Origin of the sequence: Sporosarcina sp. P25 (genome assembly GCF_002743235.1) — a bacterium.
Classification (GTDB): domain Bacteria; phylum Bacillota; class Bacilli; order Bacillales_A; family Planococcaceae; genus Sporosarcina; species Sporosarcina ureae_B.
In genome coordinates, this window is sequence record NZ_PDYV01000020.1 from 1 (window position 1) to 20,305 (window position 20,305).

The 20,305-nt window shown below is 42.0% G+C and carries 19 protein-coding genes; 9 read left to right on the top strand and 10 right to left on the bottom strand.

Features of this window, described 5'->3' with window-relative positions:
- Window positions 1–310 precede the first annotated feature (310 nt).
- Window positions 311–1,213 carry a DMT family transporter gene (locus CSV70_RS13815; protein ID WP_099661074.1) on the bottom strand — a complete coding sequence of 301 codons (903 nt, stop codon included), beginning with the start codon at window positions 1,211–1,213 and terminating at the stop codon, window positions 311–313.
- A 125-nt stretch (window positions 1,214–1,338) separates the two neighbouring features.
- On the opposite strand from CSV70_RS13815, the gene CSV70_RS13820 reads away from it, so the two are divergent.
- Window positions 1,339–2,061: an MgtC/SapB family protein gene (locus CSV70_RS13820; RefSeq protein WP_085131414.1), complete on the top strand. Its 723-nt coding sequence runs from the start codon at window positions 1,339–1,341 to the stop codon at window positions 2,059–2,061.
- Between the two features lie 102 nt (window positions 2,062–2,163).
- Here CSV70_RS13820 and CSV70_RS13825 read toward each other — a convergent pair whose 3' ends face one another.
- On the bottom strand, window positions 2,164–3,327 hold the full coding sequence (locus CSV70_RS13825; protein ID WP_085131415.1) for an iron-containing alcohol dehydrogenase: 1,164 nt from the start codon (window positions 3,325–3,327) through the stop codon (window positions 2,164–2,166).
- 104 nt (window positions 3,328–3,431) lie between these two features.
- On the opposite strand from CSV70_RS13825, the gene CSV70_RS13830 reads away from it, so the two are divergent.
- Entirely contained in the window at window positions 3,432–3,689 is a 258-nt protein-coding gene (locus tag CSV70_RS13830) for a DUF378 domain-containing protein (RefSeq protein WP_085131416.1), read from the top strand.
- A gap of 41 nt (window positions 3,690–3,730) precedes the next feature.
- Here CSV70_RS13830 and CSV70_RS13835 read toward each other — a convergent pair whose 3' ends face one another.
- The 3 genes from CSV70_RS13835 to pruA form a co-directional block, all read right to left on the bottom strand.
- Complete coding sequence (locus tag CSV70_RS13835) at window positions 3,731–4,975, bottom strand: Glu/Leu/Phe/Val family dehydrogenase (RefSeq protein ID WP_099627900.1); 1,245 nt, start codon at window positions 4,973–4,975, stop codon at window positions 3,731–3,733.
- A 135-nt stretch (window positions 4,976–5,110) separates the two neighbouring features.
- Window positions 5,111–6,304 (bottom strand): ornithine--oxo-acid transaminase, encoded by a 1,194-nt coding sequence (locus tag CSV70_RS13840; RefSeq protein ID WP_099661075.1) that lies wholly within the window; start codon window positions 6,302–6,304, stop codon window positions 5,111–5,113.
- Window positions 6,305–6,337: 33 nt separating this feature from the next.
- On the bottom strand, window positions 6,338–7,882 hold the full coding sequence (pruA, locus tag CSV70_RS13845; protein ID WP_099627898.1) for an L-glutamate gamma-semialdehyde dehydrogenase: 1,545 nt from the start codon (window positions 7,880–7,882) through the stop codon (window positions 6,338–6,340).
- Window positions 7,883–8,062: 180 nt separating this feature from the next.
- Here pruA and CSV70_RS13850 point away from each other — a divergent pair, with 180 nt between their 5' ends.
- Window positions 8,063–9,364, top strand: a complete 1,302-nt coding sequence (locus CSV70_RS13850; RefSeq protein ID WP_099629268.1) for a sigma 54-interacting transcriptional regulator — start codon at window positions 8,063–8,065, stop codon at window positions 9,362–9,364.
- Window positions 9,365–9,437: 73 nt separating this feature from the next.
- Here the strand turns inward: CSV70_RS13850 and yugI are convergent, their stop codons facing one another.
- The 4 genes from yugI to CSV70_RS13870 form a co-directional block, all read right to left on the bottom strand.
- The gene (yugI, locus tag CSV70_RS13855) at window positions 9,438–9,812 is read right to left on the bottom strand and encodes a S1 domain-containing post-transcriptional regulator GSP13 (RefSeq protein WP_085131421.1); all 375 of its coding nucleotides are present in this window, start codon (window positions 9,810–9,812) and stop codon (window positions 9,438–9,440) included.
- Window positions 9,813–9,929: 117 nt separating this feature from the next.
- Window positions 9,930–10,196: a DUF1871 family protein gene (locus CSV70_RS13860; RefSeq protein ID WP_099629267.1), complete on the bottom strand. Its 267-nt coding sequence runs from the start codon at window positions 10,194–10,196 to the stop codon at window positions 9,930–9,932.
- 114 nt (window positions 10,197–10,310) lie between these two features.
- A complete protein-coding gene (locus tag CSV70_RS13865) occupies window positions 10,311–10,532 on the bottom strand; it encodes a hypothetical protein (protein WP_085131423.1) in 222 nt (73 codons plus the stop codon).
- Window positions 10,533–10,561: 29 nt separating this feature from the next.
- Window positions 10,562–11,152 carry a peptidylprolyl isomerase gene (locus CSV70_RS13870; protein WP_099661076.1) on the bottom strand — a complete coding sequence of 197 codons (591 nt, stop codon included), beginning with the start codon at window positions 11,150–11,152 and terminating at the stop codon, window positions 10,562–10,564.
- A 495-nt stretch (window positions 11,153–11,647) separates the two neighbouring features.
- Here CSV70_RS13870 and CSV70_RS13875 point away from each other — a divergent pair, with 495 nt between their 5' ends.
- Window positions 11,648–12,889 (top strand): MFS transporter, encoded by a 1,242-nt coding sequence (locus CSV70_RS13875; RefSeq protein WP_099629266.1) that lies wholly within the window; start codon window positions 11,648–11,650, stop codon window positions 12,887–12,889.
- Window positions 12,890–13,010: 121 nt separating this feature from the next.
- On the top strand, window positions 13,011–14,864 hold the full coding sequence (locus tag CSV70_RS13880) for a transglycosylase domain-containing protein (protein WP_099661077.1): 1,854 nt from the start codon (window positions 13,011–13,013) through the stop codon (window positions 14,862–14,864).
- Between the two features lie 45 nt (window positions 14,865–14,909).
- On the opposite strand, the gene CSV70_RS13885 is transcribed toward CSV70_RS13880, so the two are convergent.
- Complete coding sequence (locus tag CSV70_RS13885) at window positions 14,910–15,482, bottom strand: DUF5366 family protein (protein ID WP_085131426.1); 573 nt, start codon at window positions 15,480–15,482, stop codon at window positions 14,910–14,912.
- 160 nt (window positions 15,483–15,642) lie between these two features.
- Here CSV70_RS13885 and CSV70_RS13890 point away from each other — a divergent pair, with 160 nt between their 5' ends.
- Genes CSV70_RS13890 through CSV70_RS13905 form a run of 4 tightly spaced genes read left to right on the top strand, consistent with a single transcriptional unit; the run spans window position 15,643 to window position 20,299 of the window.
- Window positions 15,643–18,072: a Na+/H+ antiporter subunit A gene (locus tag CSV70_RS13890; protein ID WP_199171628.1), complete on the top strand. Its 2,430-nt coding sequence runs from the start codon at window positions 15,643–15,645 to the stop codon at window positions 18,070–18,072.
- Complete coding sequence (locus CSV70_RS13895; protein ID WP_085131428.1) at window positions 18,059–18,481, top strand: Na(+)/H(+) antiporter subunit B; 423 nt, start codon at window positions 18,059–18,061, stop codon at window positions 18,479–18,481. Before CSV70_RS13890 ends, CSV70_RS13895 begins: the two co-directional genes overlap by 14 nt.
- Window positions 18,481–18,822 (top strand): Na(+)/H(+) antiporter subunit C, encoded by a 342-nt coding sequence (locus tag CSV70_RS13900; RefSeq protein ID WP_085131429.1) that lies wholly within the window; start codon window positions 18,481–18,483, stop codon window positions 18,820–18,822. The genes CSV70_RS13895 and CSV70_RS13900 overlap by 1 nt, the downstream gene beginning before the upstream one ends.
- Window positions 18,815–20,299 carry a Na+/H+ antiporter subunit D gene (locus CSV70_RS13905; protein ID WP_085133555.1) on the top strand — a complete coding sequence of 495 codons (1,485 nt, stop codon included), beginning with the start codon at window positions 18,815–18,817 and terminating at the stop codon, window positions 20,297–20,299. The genes CSV70_RS13900 and CSV70_RS13905 overlap by 8 nt, the downstream gene beginning before the upstream one ends.
- Window positions 20,300–20,305 lie beyond the last annotated feature (6 nt).

Sequence of the window (20,305 nt, forward strand, 5' to 3'; positions counted from 1 at the left end):
ATCACTTCCTAGCACTTCACTACAACTCGACACCCAGTAGATGAAAAATCGATTAGCTCGAGTTTCATTTGCTGGCATCAATTAAGATACTCATTTTGTTTATGTCATCGTTAGATGCATAAACTGTATTTCGTTAACGTTTCGCTGTTCAGTTTTCAAGGTTCGTGTTTGTTAGTCGTATAAAAGCGACTTCTCTATCTTACACTCGGTATTTGTCGAAGTCAACAACTTTTTTAAAAAAGTTTTTTATGTTGTTTTCGATTACGTCCGAAGCGACAAGAACTAATATACAATAGATCGTATAGAGAAATCAAGTGTTTTTCGTAAAAGTTTTTTTATTTATTGCTTTTACATCAACGACAAACAGCAAAATCCCTGTCAGGACAACGATTGCGCCTCCTAATTGAAGAGTAGTTATTTTTTCATGTAATACAAAGTATGCGGCGATTGAAGCCAGTACTGGTTCAAATAGAGTGGCGATTGATACTACATTTGTACTCACCCATTTGATCGCCCAGTTAAATAACGTGTGTCCCAACAGATTTGGTAAAATTGCTAGAGCTAAAAACCATCCCCAATCTGCAGTGGGGTACCCGAAGAAAGGCTCTTGCATGATAAGTATATAGAAAAACAGTGCAATCGAACTTACAGAGTAAACAAGAAAGGTGTACGTCACGAGCGATATTCTTTTACGCACGCTCTGACCGATTAATAAATACGCTGTGACAAATGCACAAGCGAGTAATGCAAGTAAATCCCCAAATAACGCTGCCCCACTTACTTGAAAATCTCCCCAACTAATAATGAAGCTTCCTGTTAATGCAATGAGAACAGCAGTCAGCATTTTCCCTGTAATGATTTCTTTAAAGAACAATGCAGTACCCGCTAAAGCAAAAATTGGTTGTAACGTGACTAAAACAGTTGAGCTGGCAACCGACGTGTAATTTAAAGATTCGAACCACAGTATAAAATGAACTGCCAGAAATATTCCTGAACTTGCGGTAAACAGCCAATCTCTTTTTGTTAATGACTTAAGTTCGCTACGATAGGAAAGTAAAAATAACGGAAGCATAATAACAGCTGAAAAAAACATACGATAAAAGGCGATGACTCCTGCATCTGCTGTAGCCAGTTTTACAAAGATTGCGGACAGTCCAACTGTAAGGACACCAATCGCAATGGGTATGTAGGGATGAATTGACGGTTTATTCAAAATATCACTTCTCTTTCTATCTCTCTTCCCATTACAATAGAAGAAGAGGCATGTACGAGTCGATTGCCGTATAAAGGAGAGTATATAGGTAATCTTCCTATTTTGTAAGTGAAGGGGGATAATTTATGTTAACGTTACTTGCTGATTCATTTAATGGAGAAGCACTAATTAAAATTAGTATTGCCCTAGTACTAAGTATTATTATAGGTGTAGAGCGGGAAATCAAAAAAAAGCCTATTGGTCTGAAAACAAGTGCAGTCATTGCTACCTTCAGTTGTTTGTTGACAATTATCTCAATGGAAGCTGCTTATTTAGTCCCCGCTCGTAATGATATTAATATCACAATGGACCCTTTACGGCTATCCGCACAAATTGTCAGTGGTATTGGATTCCTAGGTGCTGGGGCTATATTGCGTAGGGATAATGATAATATCACAGGGCTCACTACGGCTGCCATGATTTGGGGCGCAGCGGGAATTGGTATTGCGGTAGGTGCAGGTTTTTATATCGAAGCATTGTTCACTGTAGTTAGTGTAATGATCGTTATCGAGTTAGTAGCACCATTATTAGGCAGATTTGGTCCTAAGCGATTGCGTACTAAAGAAGCAAATTGTACGATCATTATTACGCAAAAATCTAAAATTGACGACCTCGTACGATACTTGAGTGAAGAACATATGGAAATTGACCATATGCGTATCAGACAATTTCAGACACCTGAACATCAATACCATCACGAATTACATTTCAAACTTATGGCACATCCAAAAAAATCTACTTCTTCACTTTATATAGAACTCACTACACTTTCCTATGTAGAATCGGTAGAACTCGTTATTTATCCATAATAAAACGCCAAGTCGACGTGACTTGGCGTTTTGAACTGAAAGCAAACTCTTATCAGGCTATGCTTTCTGTCTCTTTATTTTGTTGACAAATAACTACAGAAATTACAAACTAGCCTTCAATAAAGTGTGAACTTCATCTTTGGATAATTGAGCAAATCTACCAACCGGTCCATTTACAGCAGCTTTTTCTGCCATTAACTCCAATTTAGAGTCATCAATATCATAATCTGCTAACGTGACAGGTGCGCCGATCTTCTTCCAATAAGCACTTAAACGGTCGATTCCTTCCATTGCAATCTCTTCATCCGTCTTATCAGCTGAATCTACTCCGAATACATTAACAGCCAGCTGTACAAAGCGTTGTGGATTTTTCGGGAATGTTTGCTTCATCCAGTGCGGGAATAAAATCGCTAAACCACCGGCGTGAGGTATATCGTAGACAGCAGATACGGCGTGTTCGATAGTATGCGTACCCCAGTCCCCTTTTGTACCCATCGATAAGAAACCATTCAATCCCCAAACACCCGCAAACATCATAGATTCGCGAAGCTCTGTGTTCTCAGGATCTTTCACGAGTTGCTCTCCAGTCTTCATAACGGAACGCAATGCCGCTTCACATATTTCATCCTGGAACGAAGCATTGTTTGCAGTATGGAAGTATTGCTCGAAAATGTGGGACATCGTATCGACAATACCGTTGACTGTTTGATCTAGCGGTACTGACAATGTGTATTTAGGATCCAATATAGAGAACTTTGGATAGCTTAGCGGTCCACCCCAGCCATATTTCTCCTGTGTGTCTTCATTGGTAATAACAGAACCTGCATTCATTTCTGAACTAGTCGCAGTAAGCGTCAGCACTGTACCAAATGGCAGTGCTTCTTTAGGTGTTGCTTTGCCTGTTACGAAGTCCCATGGATCACCATCGTATTTTGCTGCAGAAGCAATTAACTTAGTACAGTCAATTACAGATCCTCCGCCTGCTGCGATAATTACATCTATATTATGTTCTTTACACAGTTCTGCGCCTCTTTTAGCTGTTGACAGTCGAGGATTCGGTTCCACGCCCGGCATATCTACTACTTCAAAATCATTGTCGTTCAATAATGTCATGATCTCATCATACAGGCCATTACGCTTAATACTGCCGCCACCATATACGAGAAGTACCTTTTTACCGTATCTTTCCAGTTCTTCAGGTAAATGTTTCAGTTGATCTTTACCAAATAATAATTTGGTCGGATTATTGAAAATAAAATTATCCACATCGTACGCCTCCTTCTTCTCATTCCCTATTATGAAAAAGATGTATGAACGATGCAAGTATAGTGTTCTAAAAACAGGATATACTTTTCATAGGAGGAGATAAAATGGAGACATTGCAAAAAGTCACGCTAGCGATTGCGTTAATTGGCGCATTAAACTGGGGCGTAGTCGGGATTTTTCGTTTTGATGTCATCGCCCAACTAACAGAAGGGGCCTATCAGCCATTAGCACGCTTTCTTTATATCGTCATCGGATTGTCCGGTCTTATGGCATTACAAGTTCTTTTTACGTATTGGCGCAGAGAAGAGGAACCGAAATCTACCGAAGAGATCCAATCTGCATCACCTATTAAACACATATAAAAGGCATCTCCTCACACTCGAGGAGATGCCTTTTACCATTTTTATACCCAGCCACGGAAACGGCTTGCTTCCGCTGTTTTACGTGCACCAACCATATATGCTGCTAAACGCATATCGATATTACGTGTAGTTGCGATGTTATAAACATTTTCAAATGCTTGAACCATCTTCGCTGTCATTTTTTCACGTACTTCTTCTTCAGACCAGTAATACCCCATATTATTCTGAACCCATTCGAAATACGATACAGTTACGCCACCAGCGCTCGCCAATACGTCTGGCACTAGTAGAATACCGCGATCTGTCAAGATTTTTGTCGCTTCCGAAGTAGTTGGACCGTTAGCCGCTTCGACTACGATGTTCGCTTTAATATTATGAGCATTCTTTTCTGTAATTTGATTTTCGATTGCAGCTGGAACTAGAATATCACATTCCATTTCGAGTAGTTCCGCATTTGTTAGCGTATTGTCGAATAGTGTAGTGACTGTTCCAAAGCTGTCACGACGATCAAGTAGATAGTCGATATCCAAACCATCCGGATCATACAATGCACCGTACGCATCGGAAATACCGATTACTTTCGCGCCTGAATCATGTAAAAACTTAGATAGGAAGCTACCCGCGTTACCGAATCCTTGAATGATAACACGCGCACCCTTCATATCAATATTACGGCGTTTTGCCGCTTCATTAATAATGATGGTAACCCCTTCAGCTGTTGCGCGCTCGCGGCCATGTGAACCGCCAAGCACGACCGGCTTGCCTGTAATGAAACCAGGTGAGTTAAATTCATCAATTTTACTATATTCATCCATCATCCATGCCATGATTTGTGAATTCGTAAAGACGTCCGGAGCAGGAATATCCTTTGCAGGTCCCATTACCTGACTAAGCGCACGCACATAGCCACGACTCAGACGTTCTAATTCACCCATCGACATTTCTCGCGGATCACATATGATACCGCCTTTAGCACCGCCGTATGGCAAGTCTACAATTCCCGCTTTCAGCGTCATCCACATAGAAAGCGCCTTCACTTCATCAGCGCTTACGTTAGGATGGAAACGAATTCCACCTTTTGTTGGTCCCACGGCATCATTATGTTGTCCGCGGTACCCAGTGAACACTTTTACTTTACCATCATCCATACGGATAGGTATACGCACCTCTACCATAAGAAGTGGTTCTTTCAATAGTTCATACATTCCTTCATCATAGCCTAGCTTTTCAAGTGCATCTTTTATAACAACTTGTGTAGACGTAAATAGATTCAGGTTTTCTGTCATTGTATGGCTCGCCTCTTTGTTTGTTATTGTCTTTCACGGACACATTATAACACGAGCATAGTCAAACATCCACACATCGATTCCAAATTTTTTGCGAATTTTTTGTGCAACGGAATTTTAGTGGCAGCATATTACTCACTTGTTAAATACTGTGCGAATTTTTCCCAATGCCCAATCTAACTCATCTTTCGTAATAATCAATGGTGGCGCGAAACGAATTACTGTATCATGTGTTTCTTTACATAATAAACCGAGCTCTTTTAGTTCCTCACAATATGGGCGTGCTGGTTCCGTTAATTCCATTCCAATAAATAACCCGCGTCCACGTACTTCTTTAATTGCAGGATGAGAGAGTTTCTTTAGCTCATCCATGAAATAGTTTCCTAGTTCTTTGGATTGTTTCGCGAGCCCCTCATCTTCCAACACTTCAATTGCTGCCAAGGATACTGCACAAGCCATAGGGTTTCCGCCAAATGTAGATCCATGAGATCCTGGATTGAATACACCTAAGATGTCATCATTCGCAAGTACACAGGAAATCGGGAACACGCCTCCGCCAAGTGCTTTACCAAGGATATACATATCCGGCGCGACACCATCATAGTTACAGGCAAACATTTCACCTGTACGACAGAGTCCAGCTTGGATTTCATCTGCAATAAAGAGGATGTTCTCTTTTTTACATAAATCCGAAGCTTCTTTCATGAATCCTTCAGGTGGAATAATGATTCCCGCTTCTCCTTGGATCGGCTCAATCAAGAAAGCAGCCGTATTGGAAGTAATAGCCGCTTTCAATGCATCGATATCCCCGTACTCTACTAACTTGATACCCGGTAGCAAGGGACCGAATCCTTTTTTATATTCAGCATCGGATGACAATGAAACCGCTCCCAGTGTACGGCCATGGAAATTCCCTACACACGCAATAATTTCCGCATGGTTGCCTGCTACACCTTTCACATCATACGCCCAGCGTCTCGCTGCTTTTAAAGCAGTCTCCACTGCCTCTGCGCCAGTGTTCATAGGCAATACCATATTTTTACCTGAAAGCGCCGCCATCTTTTCATACCACGGACCCAATTGATCATTATGGAAAGCACGTGAAGTTAACGTAACACGATCTGCTTGGTCTTTCAGCGCTTGAATAATTTTCGGATGACGATGTCCTTGGTTGAGTGCGGAATAGGCAGCCAACATATCCATATATTTATTCCCTTCAGGATCTTTAACCCATACACCTTCCGCTTCAGAAATTACAATCGGCAGCGGATTATAGTTATTTGCACCGTACTTTTTTGTTTGTTCAATAACAGTAGTCGTTTTCGTCATATCGGTTCACCCCTTCAAATTCACTTCAACGATTTACAGCATTTCCGAAGTAGTTTTCCCTTGCATATGCAACTGCAAGTAATCAGGTCCGCCAGCTTTTGAGTCAGTACCCGACATATTGAACCCACCAAATGGCTGGTATCCAACAATGGCGCCTGTACAACCTCTGTTGAAATATAGATTTCCTACGTGGAAGTCTTCACGAGCTTGCTCAATATGGTGGCGGTTTTTCGTGATGACTGCACCTGTTAGACCGTAGTCTGTATCGTTTGCAAATTCAATCGCTTCTGTAAATGATGAGGCTTTTGAGAGCGCGACAACAGGACCGAAGATTTCCTCTTGAGAAATACGCGCATTCGGATCCACGTCAGCAAATACGGTGGGTGCTATGAAATACCCTTTTGAATCGTCGCCCGTTCCGCCTGCAATGAGACGTCCCTCTTGCTTGCCGATTTCAATATACTCCATGATTTTATCGAATGCCGCCTGATCAATAACTGGACCGGCTGTGTTGTTTCCATCGATTGGATCACCCCAGTTATACGCCTTCGTGATTTCTTCTACGCGCTTCACTACTTCATCGTAGACATCCTCATGAATGATTGCACGGGAACATGCAGAACACTTTTGGCCACTGAATCCAAATGATGAAGAAACGATAGATTGCGCTGCCAGTTCCAAATCAGCTTCATTATCGACAACAATCGTATCTTTACCACCCATCTCCGCAATCACACGTTTCAACCAAATTTGACCGTCATGTACTTTCGCTGCGCGTTCGAAAATTCGTGTACCTACTTCGCGTGAACCTGTGAATGAAACGAAACGAGTGTCTTTGTGGTCGACCAAGTAGTCACCAATCTCAGAACCTGATCCTGGAATGAAGTTGACAACACCAGCTGGCATTCCCGCTTCTTCCAGTACTTCAATAAACTTATATGCAACGACTGTTGTTGTGGAAGCCGGCTTCAACAGCACGGTGTTTCCTGTTACAAGTGCACCTACTGTTGTGCCTGCCATGATCGCAAATGCGAAATTCCATGGTGAAATGACTACTCCTACACCAAGTGGTACGTAATCGAATCGGTTATACTCACCTGGTCTGCTCTCCACATGCATACCATCTTTTAAAGTAAGCATCTGTCGAGCGTAATATTCCATAAAGTCGATACCTTCAGCGACATCTGCATCCGCTTCATTCCAAGGCTTCCCTGCTTCTTTTGTAAGCAGTGCAGAAAACTCAAACTTGCGACGTCTGACGATGGCAGCTGCCTTGAATAATACGTCAGCACGAAATTCAGGCTTGACTTTTCTCCACGTTTCGAAAGCTTCTTTCGCGGTATTCATCGCTTGCTCTGCTAAATCGCGACTAGCTTGAGAGACATTACCGATGACCTCTTTTTTATCAGAAGGGTTAGTGGATGCTAACTTCTTATCTGTCATTATGCGTTCACCGCCGATAATTAGCGGATAATCTTGTCCTAGATAACTTTCTACGAGTTTTAATCCTTCTTCATACGCTTTGCGGTTTTCTTCCACTGTAAAATCTGTGAATGGTTCGTGTTTGTATGGAATCATTTGGAATCAAATCCTCCTTTATAAGTAGAACGCAAAATTTATTTGCGTTTGATAGCGTTTACATTTATAATGATGCAAGAAAACATTGCATATTGCAAGTGTTTTGTTGTAATTATTTTTAAATTCTACTAACTTAGCAACTAAAATACGATATGTACTTATGTTAGGAAGGTGTTTCACATGAACATATACGAAAATTTATTGAATATATGCAATCAGTTTGCAGTGGATCATGCAAATATCGGGATACACGCTGTAGATCATACAGGAAGGACTATTATCTATAATCGCAAAATGAAGGATATCGAAGGATTAAATCTCGAAGATATAAAAGACCATTCTATTTTGGAGCTTTTTAACTTTGAGAAAAATGAGAGTACGTTATTGAAAGTATTGCAAAGTGGAGAACCTCAATTACGCGTTAAGCAGAGATACTGGAATGCGAATAAAGTAGAAATCACGACAATGAATGACACGTACCCTATTTATGAACAACAAGACTTAATCGGTGCGATTGAGTTCGCTCAAGATATTACGGCATTGGAAAAATTCGTTTTACAACCTTTACGTAAAAATCGCGGACCGATTACATTTAATCAAATTACTGCCCATTCATCCGTTATGAAATCGGTCATTTCCACCGCTGAAAAAGCAGCAGCGGCTGGCTTGCCAGTATTATTGATCGGAGAAACAGGTGTGGGGAAGGACTATCTCGCCGAAGCTATTCACTACGGGTCTGTGGGAAACAAGCGGGTTTTCCACACTTTCCATTGTTTACATGCTGATACAGACATCATCCAACAACTCGAAGAAACACTGCAACAGCAATCGCCTATGACGTTATTTTGCGAACGTATCGATAGTTTATCGATCTCTTTACAACAAGCATTGCTATATGTCTTGCAGAAAACATCCAGACATCAATTCATTGCAAGTATTGGAGACGATCCAGTTGAGCTGATCGCATCGGGCACATTGCTAAAAGAGCTTTATTACTTTTTCGCGTCTTTCGCTATTAGGATTCCGCCTCTTCGGAAGCGACCGGAAGATATTATCCCTTTCGCTGAATCGTATTTAAAGAGTAGAATAGAGTCGCTAGGAACAGGTTTGACGAAGATTGATGACAAAGTGAAGGAATCACTTGTTGTATACGGCTGGCCAGGGAATTTGCGAGAGCTCGAGCTACTTCTCGACGAAGTTTCATCCATGCGCACAACAGAAAATACGCTGATTTTCGATATGTTGCCTCTGCAATTTAAGATGAAGGTGGAGTCTATAGCAAATGACGCTTCACAACCAAGAGATTTTATCGTGCAGAGCGGTTCGAAACTACTACCTTTTGATCAGTATTTACGAGAAGCCGAGAAGTATTATCTTCAAAAGGCAATGGAGCTACATGATCATAATATTACAAAAACCGCCAGCTCACTCGGTATGAGCAGACAAAACTTGCAGTATCGTTTGAGGAAACTGAAGGAATAGAGAAGTAGTCAAGATTTCAAAAACAAAAAGGACTGACGTAGAAGTTGTATGTACTTCTACGTCAGTCCTTTTATTAACGTCCGGATTGTTCAATCCAGCCCTGTAGTTTATCTTTCAGTGAATTAAAGCCATCCGCGTCTTGCTGATCTACGCGTTCTTGTAATGATTGACGAGAACGGGAGTGATTCAGGTAAGAACTTGGTGGCTCCTGTAATGCACGGATCGACAAACTAATTTTACTAGCTCCTTCATCCACATCCAATACTTTGACGTGAACTTCTTGCCCAACTTCCAAAAACTCGTTAATATCTTTGACGAATCCGTACGTGATTTCAGAGATGTGCACTAAACCTTGCGTTGAAGCATCCAGCGCCACAAACGCACCGTACGGCTGTATCCCGGTAACTTTTCCGGTCAGCTCATCTCCTACTGCAAATTTGTGAGACATGCAAAACAGCTCCCAATCTAAAATAGTATCTAGTCTGCCACTAAGGCCGTTTCATAGTATACCATATTTCAAAGTTTTGAACAAAAAAGAGCCATCCGAAAAGATGGCGTCGAATAGTTAATATTGAACGATGGATTTGGCTTCATATTTAACAGCAATCAATTTATAGGATATGTCCATACAATTCTCTAAAGGTATCCAAATTTCATGGGTGTGCTCATAGACATCACGAATATACTTAGCCAAGTCTGCTGGATGATCTACACAATGAAGTTCCTTCACTATTTCAGTGATTTCCACATTATATGCATATTCCCCTTCTTGGAATGGATCCCATTGTTTAAGAAGTGAGACTGCTTTTTTATTCATTTCACTGGTTTGCATGATTCGTCACCTGATTTGTATTTTCTTTTAATGATAGCACAACAGCTAGTAAGAAAACAGTTAGAGATATTTTGGCAGTTTACGAGGTATCGTGATGTAAAAAGAACATCCCGATCAATCGATGGGATGTTCTTGATTTTTAAGTTGTTGTCGTTCTTTTAAAATACGTTGTTCCAGCTCTCTCGTTTCTTCTTCCTGCCGTTTGGATTTCTTAATAACCCAACGAAATACGAACAGCATTAGCGTCATGAAGATGACGAAAGAAATCGCTGCCGGGATGTATTCTGATTTATCTTCAGGAAAATAAAGAAACGGCATTAATAGAACGAAGTCCATGCGAGTTTCCCCCTACGAATCAAATCTGCTTACTTTTGGATAATTTCGATTGATTCAATTTTAATTTCTTCTTTTGGCTTATTATCGCGGTTAGCTTTAGCATTGGCAATTTTGTCGACAACGTCCATTCCTTCTAACACTTGACCAAATACAGTGTGCTTTTGATCTAAGTGTGGCGTTCCACCGTTTTCTTCATATGCATCTGCAATTTCTTCAGGCCATCCGCCCTTTTTCAATTGTGATGCTGAAGCGCCTGCTAGTGATGATGCTTGTACGATGAAGAACTGGCTACCGTTAGTGTTTGGTCCAGCATTCGCCATAGATAGTGCGCCACGCAAGTTGAATAGATCCATCGTAAACTCATCTTGGAATGTGTTGCCGTAGATACTCTCTCCGCCCATTCCTGTTCCAGTTGGATCTCCACCTTGGATCATGAACTCAGGAATAACGCGGTGGAAAATAATACCGTCATAGTAGCCATTTTCTGCGTGCGTCAAGAAGTTTTCAACTGTTTTTGGAACTTGCTCTTTAAAAAGCTTTATTTTGATTGGCCCCATTGTGGTGTTCATCGTTACTAGTGCTTCGTTTTCTGCTACTTCAGTCGATAATTGTGAATACATGATATTCCTCCTCAAATTTGCGTGCTCGTTCATTTTGATGCGTATTTTCTACATGAAATCAGTCTATCATATATGGTGGGAAAATTCGATAATTGTAACTGTGACAGTTAGTTGACAAAGTTTATTTTGCTAAGAGAAAGCACAATATTAAAAGTGGACAACCTTGATGACTCCTAGGGAAATGCGAGTTCGCTCATTATTTTGTAGTACTGCTCATAGTTCATGTGTAACCGCTCTATGGCCACCTCCAACCGCTCTATATCGGTCCGTTACCGCTCATACTTTACATCACATCGCTCTATGACAAGCTATAACCGCTCATAGCACTCCGCTTTACTACTTCTCATGAATCCAAACAGCCAATATACATCCCATAACAAGATCAGTATTCCCCATTCGCTCTCACTTTTGATGTAAGCACTATATTTTCTTCGGCTACCGAATTGTTTTATACTTAATACCATCGAAGCTTTACAGGAGGAAGGCGGTTCAACGTTGAGTCGACATAAGAAAAATTTCATTATCATCTGGGTCACGAACTTTCTTGTAGCGGGGACGATGACGATGATTATGCCGTTCCTGTCGTTATACATTGAAACGTTTGGAGATTATTCTGACGCGTATGTCCAGAAGTGGGCAGGATTGATTTTTGGTGCTACGTTTATTACCGCGCTGATCATGTCACCTATTTGGGGACGTTTTGCAGATCGTTTCGGCTTTAAGCCCATCTTGCTCATTAATGGTTTCGGGATTACGATTTCGGTCTTTTTAATGGGCTTTGTCAATTCCGTAGAAACCTTTTTTGTCTTGAGACTACTGATGGGGTTGGTTACCGGTTTCTTACCGACTTCATTAGCTTTCATTTCTTCTCAAACACCTCGCGAGGAAGCTGGCAAGATGCTTGGGACGTTGCAAATGGGCGGTGTTGCGGGAATGTTATTTGGCCCCGTTCTCGGCGGTCTAATGGCCGATACGTTCGGTTTTGAGTATGCTTTCATCATTACGTCCGTTTCCGTTGTCATGGCGACGTTGCTTGTGCTATTTGGAATCAAAGAGGAAGCGCGTGTTAAAGTGCGGAAAGTAGTGAAGTATTCGCGGACAGTCATTTTGGGTGGATTGTTCAAACACCGTTTGATGTTCAACGTGATGGTCGTTACAACGCTGATTCAAGTCGGGAATTTTAGTATTCAGCCGTTGCTATCACTTTATGTAGCGGATTTGACTCATGCCGCATCCAATGTAGCGTTCCTAGCAGGGTTGACGTTCAGTGCAACAGGCTTGGGTAATTTACTATTCGCTAGGTATTGGGGGAAGGTAGGCGACGATATCGGCTATGAAAAAATTCTTGGTATTCTGCTCATCATGTCATTCATCTTCATTATTCCGCAGGCGTTCGTTACGTCACTTTGGCAACTTGTATTGTTGCGGTTCTTATTTGGTATCTCAACAGGCGGTATGATTCCTCTTACGACAGCGCTTGTTCGTCGTGAGGCCCCACTGGAAGTTCAAGGTGAAGTCATGGGGTATAACACCAGCTTCCGTTTCCTCGGCAATATTATCGGACCGATGTTTGGCGGAATTGTCAGTGGATATATTGGGATTCCTGCAGTATTCATCGTGACGGGTATCTTATTCATTGTCGGTTATCTGTTCCTATCCATGGCGGTACGACGGCCTACACAAGATTTCGAACATTTCCTAGAAGACCGGCAAGATGAAGCGAATGAACACACGTGAATTTAGCCACACAACCGTCTATCGGTTGTGTGGCTTTTTTATTCCCTATTGATTCAGACGGCAGTTGCCATGTTATGTTATATTTTTCTATAGCTATAAGAATGTACAGGAGGCTAGTCAGTTGAAACAAACGGTTGGATTAGTGATTACGCTTGCTTGCGTACCGCTATTATTATTTATCCAAAATCAAATCTACGCAGAAACCGTGCAGACGGAAGCATTGCACGCCTCCATTCGTGACGCAGTGCAGTTGGATGTGCCTGCCATGGTGTCCCCTATTCAAATGAAAGACCGGAACGGTACACTATTTGCGGAAGAATATATTGAATGGCGGCAGCCGATCCATTTGCAAGATATAACGTTTTTCACGCGACAGTTGTTTTTGAAAAGTGAAGACCGGACGTTTTATGAGCATCGCGGCTATGATATCGCCGCGATTATTCGAGCTTTCACGATCAATGCAGCGGCAGACGAAAAACAGCAAGGCGCTTCGACCATTACACAGCAAGTCGTGCGAATGCGCTATTTATCGACAGAGAAAACGTATGAACGAAAGTTTAAAGAGCTCTTCTTTGCAGCAGAGTTGGAGAAACAATCGACAAAAGATGAAATCCTAGAAATGTATTTGAATGAAATGTATTTCGGCAATCAAGTGTACGGAATTGGTGGCGCGGCAAGCTACTACTTCAGCCGTCCACTTGAAAAATTACATGAAGCGGAAATCGCATTTTTGGCTGCTATTCCAAATAATCCGTCGCTTTATAACCCACTCAAGCATTTTGATCAAACGAAAGAACGTCAAATACGACTTCTTCAAGTTATGCTCAATCAGCAAGTGATTTCGCAAGAGCAATTTGAAGAGTATAGTAACATGCCCATTCAATTAAACGTTAAGAAAAAAGAACAGCGTTACCCCATGTACAGTTCATATGTATTAGAAGAGTTGAAAGAGCTCATAGCGCAGACGGAAGGACTCGATGTGTCATTGAGTAAAGCCAAAACACCAGAAGAACGTCAACGCTGGCAAAATGAAATCAATCGACGGACGCGAGAAGTAATCGGCAAAGGCGTGACAATTGATACGGCACTTGATCAAAATAAGCAACAGCATGATGAAAATCGATTGAATGCACTTATTGGAACGAACGGTGTGCAGGCTGGAGCTGCTGTTATCGACAATGAGATGCGTGAGATTATCAGTCTGTATGCAGGTTCAGGCTATAAAAAAACAGATTTCAACCGAGCTTATCAAGCCGTTCGGCAACCAGGGTCAGTAATCAAACCATTGCTTGTCTATGCACCGTTTTTCGAAAGTGGACCGTATCACGCGGATACGCCTGTCAACAGTAGTGATATTTGTATTGGTGGTTATTGTCCGAAAAACTTCGGCCACTATCAGTTTGGCACGACTACAGTACGAGAAGCCTTCCGGAATAGTTATAACTCGACGGCTGTACGTTTATTGCAACGAGTTGGAATAGACGAGGCTTTCTCGCATATAGCGCCTTTTCATTTTCAGCACATCGTTGCAGCTGACCGTTCCTATCCTGCAGCACTTGGCGGATTCTCCAACGGCGTCACGCCATTAGAGCTTGCCGGTGCGACTACGAGCTTTATCGATGGGACATATTTGACTCCTCATGCGATTCGCTCAGTAAAAGATCATAAAGGCGAGGTATTATATAAATGGAAAGATACGTCAAAAGCGGTTTGGTCCCCTTCCACAGTCAATAGCATCCGCTCCTTGATGAAAGAAGTTGTTGTGAACGGGACAGGCAAAGGTATTGCTTATACAACGAGCTATACTGGAGCGAAAACAGGGACAACTGATTCGTTTAAAGACTTGTGGACAATCGGCATGAATGACCACTATACGTCGGCTGTCTGGATCGGTTACGACAGACCAACCCCCATCCCACGTCTGCGTGATCAAAAAATTCATCTGCGTGCATTTTCCTCGACGATGCGACCATAAAAGCCTTGCACGATCCGTTAGGTCGGATCCGCAAGGCTTTTCAATTTATTTCACTGGATTGGCTAACGGAATGCTAGCGAGCAGCCCATTGTAAAGACGGAAAATGATGTACACCAGTCCCGCCACTAAGACACTCCAGATGATAATTTGAAAGAATATCAAACCGACTGTGTGCGTCAATGGCATAAATGGACTTAATTTGTAGACTACGTAAATAAAGTAGACAAAAGTAGTGATAAAGAAGATCAATGCTAGCATCTTCCATGATTGAATACCTATTACCGATGCAAGTGCGCCGATAAAATAAATGATGACACCTGATTTCGAAGCGCTATACGAGGCATCCGCTTCTTCTTTCAGGAAAAATAATAAGGCCGTTTCATGAATGGTGACCGCAATTAGTTTTAAAGCTGCAAATAACATAAAGAATACTAATGCATACATGGTCAGTAAAAAAATGCGTAATTGAAGGTCTGATAAGAACTCCCTCATGCCTTGATAGAGACCGATTTCCTTAAAGAGGATCAGCGTCTCTCCTACACTATAGACACCAAAGGTCAAACTGAATAGTAAGATGGAGACAAATGGTAAATAGCTGAACAAATATGGATTTTTCATAATACCCCCAAAAAATATTTTTTCCCCTTCTAATAATATAAGAAGGAAGTCGAATAAAGCAATAATTGGTCAACTGTCGTCTATGCAATTTGAAATGTTTTACGCTATACTAACAAATACGCCCACGCTTATGCCTCGGGAATTTGAATAGGTGAAGAACATGGTTGGAAGGAGGATTCTTTTGGAATTCGTGTTATTGATTTTTTTACCTGTAATCTTCGCGGTACTTGTTCCTTTTATTTATAAGAAAATTAAAGGAATACATACGGGTTGGTTTGTGTTAGTAGTACCTCTTGTGTTATTTGGCTATTACGCTAGTTTTTTGCCGTTAGTTATGGATGGTGGTCATGCTATTTCTGAATTGAAATGGATTCCTTCACTTGGAATTGCGTTTACTTCATACATAGATGGTCTTAGTTTATTATTCACGCTATTGATCACCGGAATCGGCTCGTTAGTTGTATTGTACTCTGTGTTTTACATGGATAGGGAGAAAGAAGATCTTGGTAGTTTTTATGTCTACTTACTGATTTTCATGACCGCTATGCTCGGAGTTGTGCAATCTGACAACACGATGACACTCTATTTGTTCTGGGAGTTAACGTCCATTTCGTCCTTCTTATTGATTGGCTTTTGGTATACGAAGGACAAGTCACGATTTGGCGCATTGAAATCGATGATGATTACGGTGTTTGGTGGGCTAATGATGCTCGGGGCATTCATTTTACTCAGCATCATGGGGGAAACGTTCTCTGTACGGGAATTAATTGCCCAAGCTCCTGACCTAGTGAGTCAACCGTACTTTACTCTGGCATTAGTTTTACTTTTGCTTGGTGCTTTTACGAAGTCGGCACAATTTCCATTCTATATCTGGTTACCGGATGCAATGGAAGCGCCCACACCAGTTAGTGCGTATTTACACTCTGCCACAATGGTGAAGGCGGGTATTTATTTGGTCGCACGATTTACACCGATTTTCGGCTCGGCGTCCACTTGGATTTGGCTCGTTACAGGAATCGGATTGCTAACGCTGTTCTGGGGTTCATTCTTCGCAGTAAAGCAAACGGATTTGAAAGCGATTTTAGCATTTTCAACAGTCAGTCAACTTGGTTTAATCATGTCTTTACTTGGAGCAGGTGCCATTTCGTATCATGCGACCGCAGCCATGTTTAGCTTCGCGACGTATGCGGCCATCTTCCACTTGATTAACCACGCGGCATTTAAAGGTGGGCTCTTCATGATCGCCGGGATTATTGATCATGAAACCGGTACCAGGGATATTCGTAAGCTTGGCGGATTAATGAGCGTGATGCCGATCAGCTTTACCGTGGCAGCGATCGGTTCATTATCTATGGCCGGTTTGCCTCCATTCAGTGGATTCTTAAGTAAAGAAATGTTCTTGGAATCTATGGTAGCGCTTCGACACTTTGAGTTATTCAACTTCGATACATGGGGGATTATGTTCCCAATCGTCGCTTGGATTGCTAGTGTATTTACGTTTACGTACAGTATGTATTTCGTTTTGAAAACATTTATTGGACAGAAGAAGTTTGACCAATTGCCGAAACAACCGCATGAAGCACCGATCGGTATGTTAATTTCGCCTATCATTTTGGCATCCATTGTTATTCTGGTGTTCTTCATTCCGAATGTCATCGGAAAGTGGATTATTAAACCGGCTGTCATGGCGATTCAACCGACATTGTACGCCAATCCGTCCGCTATCGATATTCATGTCAAAGCATGGCATGGTTTTGGAGCTGCCGGCTTATGGCTGACTATCGGTGTAGTTGTATTCGGTACGTTACTCTATCTAACCATTCCGAAATGGCAACCGCTTTATCGTATCCAGCCTGATAAGCTATCGCTGAATGAAGGTTATGATGCGATTATGCGCGGAAGTGAAAAAGGATTGAATCGGGTTTCTCGTCTTTATATGACAGGCAAGATCCGGACATACTTATTGTATATGTTTGCCTTTATGTCTGTTACAATCATCGCGATTTTGTTCCTTAAGGACGCATTCGTTCTCGATATGAACAGCTTCGCAGCAATCACATTATACGGATCACTGAATGCCATCGTGTTGATTTTATCTGTCGGATTTGTTGTATTTGCGAAGTCACGTCTTGCTGCAATCATCGCGCTCGGCGGCGTCGGGTATTCCGTCGCGTTATTCTTCGTCATCTTTAAAGCGCCTGATTTAGCACTGACACAACTTGTCATCGAGACCGTATCCGTTGCATTGTTCTTGCTGGCATTCAAGCATTTGCCGGCACTTAGTACGCATGGGGAAACGAAACGCAATAAAATGGTCAATTTGATTGTTTCATTGAGTGTCGGTGTGATGGTGACATTGGTTGCCCTATCCAGCCACTCACAAAAAATGATCCCTTCGATTTCTCAATACTATAAAGATACGGTCAAGACAGAAGCAGCTGGCGGAAATATCGTCAACGTCATTCTTGTAGATTACCGTGGATTTGATACATTATTTGAGATCGCAGTACTCGCTATTGCAGGGATCGCGGTACTTGGTATGATTCGTTTGCGTGTATCGAGAAAGGAGCCGACTGATGAAAACAAATGATGTTATTTTACAAACCACAGCTAAAGTAGTGTTTTTCATCATCTTCTTGTTCTCCATACACATCTTTTTCGCGGGTCACTATGCACCAGGGGGAGGATTCGTCGGTGGCTTGTTGACGACAGGAGCGATTGTACTGTTATTATTGGCATTCGATTTACGGACGATTCAACAGATTCTACCGTTTAACTTTACAGTAATGACTGCGATTGGATTATTGCTTGCATTAGGTACAGCAGCGGGCTCGATTTTCTTTAATGTGCCATTCTTCACGCATGCATTCAGTGACTTTGACTTACCACTGTTTGGTCACACGTCCCTTCACACAGCGATGTTGTTCGATAGTGGCGTTTACTTAGTGGTCGTCGGTTCCGCCATCACGATTATTCAATCGATTGGAGGCGATGACTGATGGAGTTTATTCTTGCGATTCTCATCGGTATATTATTTACGGCAGCCGTCTATTTAATTTTATCGAGGAGTTTACTGAAAGTAATTTTAGGCACTGGTTTGCTCAGTCACGGAGCGCACTTACTCATTCTTACGATGGGTGGACTTGGTGGCTCAGCGCCTCCTGTTCTAATCGATGGTGTGACGGACTTTGCAGATCCCCTGCCTCAAGCATTAATCTTAACTGCGATCGTCATCAGTTTTGGTGTGACGGCGGTCATGCTTGTCATGGCATATCGGATGTATGCTGTACACCAAACAGATAATATGAATGAATTGAGAGGGAATGATGAACATGATTAATCTTCTTTTATTTCCGATCATTATTCCTTTCTTTTTCGCGATGATCTTATTGTTTTTCAAAGAGCAGGTGGTCGTCCAGAGAGTTTTGACACTGATCGGATTGGCTCTCAGTCTAGTTGCTTCTTTTTGGCTTATCGCGACAGTGAAGACAGAAGGAATCCAAACCGTGACACTCGGAAGCTGGCCTGCACCATTCGGGATTACGATGGTGTCGGACATGTTCTCCGCCATGCTCGTCACGACGACGATTATCATCACATTCTTTGTCGTCATCTATAGCTTTTCATCCATTGGTGTAGAAAGAGAACGATTTTTCTACTATCCTGCGATTCTGTTCATGATTACAGGGATCAATGGTGCCTTTACAACAGGCGATATTTTCAATATGTTCGTATTTTTCGAAGTGCTACTGATCGCGTCGTATTTGCTCATTGTGCTTGGCGGCGAGAAACGGCAGCTTCGTGAATCTATCAAATACATATTGGTGAACGTCATTTCATCTGCCATCTTTGTCATTGCGGTAGCGTATTTGTACTCTATCATCGGCACATTGAATATGGCGGATATTTCGGTGAAGATCGCCGAGATCAATCAACCAGGAATTATTTCTGTCATCGCGATTTTGTTTTTGATCGTCTTCGGAATTAAAGGGGCAATCTTTCCCTTGTATTTCTGGTTACCCAATTCGTACGCTGCACCACCGATACCAGTCCTCGCATTATTCGGTGCTTTATTGACTAAAGTAGGTGTCTATGCGATTACGCGTACCTATACGTTGTTTTTCGTGCATGACATTGGATTCACGCATCAGTTTCTGATGGTTCTCTCGTTACTAACTATCATTGCAGGTTGTATCGGCGCTCTTGCGTATTTCGATTTAAAACAAATTATCATTTACAATATCATCATTGCAGTAGGTGTCATCTTGTTCGGTGTAGCTCAAATGAACACATCTGGACTTGAAGGTGCAGTTTACTATTTGATTCATGATATGTTGATCAAAGGTGCACTGTTTGTCTTGATCGGTATCATCATTTACGTAACCGGCACTTCAAACTTGCGGGAAATGGGTGGTTTAATTAAAACGCATGGAACGCTTGGTTGGACGTATTTAATCGCTGCGTTCGGTCTGGCTGGTATCCCTCCGTTGAGTGGATTTATCGGGAAAGTACTCATCACAAAAGGTGCGTTTGAAGCGGATCATGTAATCGGTAGTATCATTATTTTGGCCTCTAGCCTAGTGGTACTACTGTCTGTCATTCGGATTTTCATTTATGCATTTTGGGGTACTCAGAAGAACGAGCTGCCTGTTCGCGATCAGCGCACGTATCGGCATATGATGTTCCCAGCTATTATGTTGGTACTCATTACGGTAGCGTACGGTGTGGGTGCGGAGTGGCTTATGCCATATATGACGGATGCTGCTGATGTCTTAACAGATCCATCCATCTATATAAATGCGGTGTTAAAGGAGTAGAGGTCA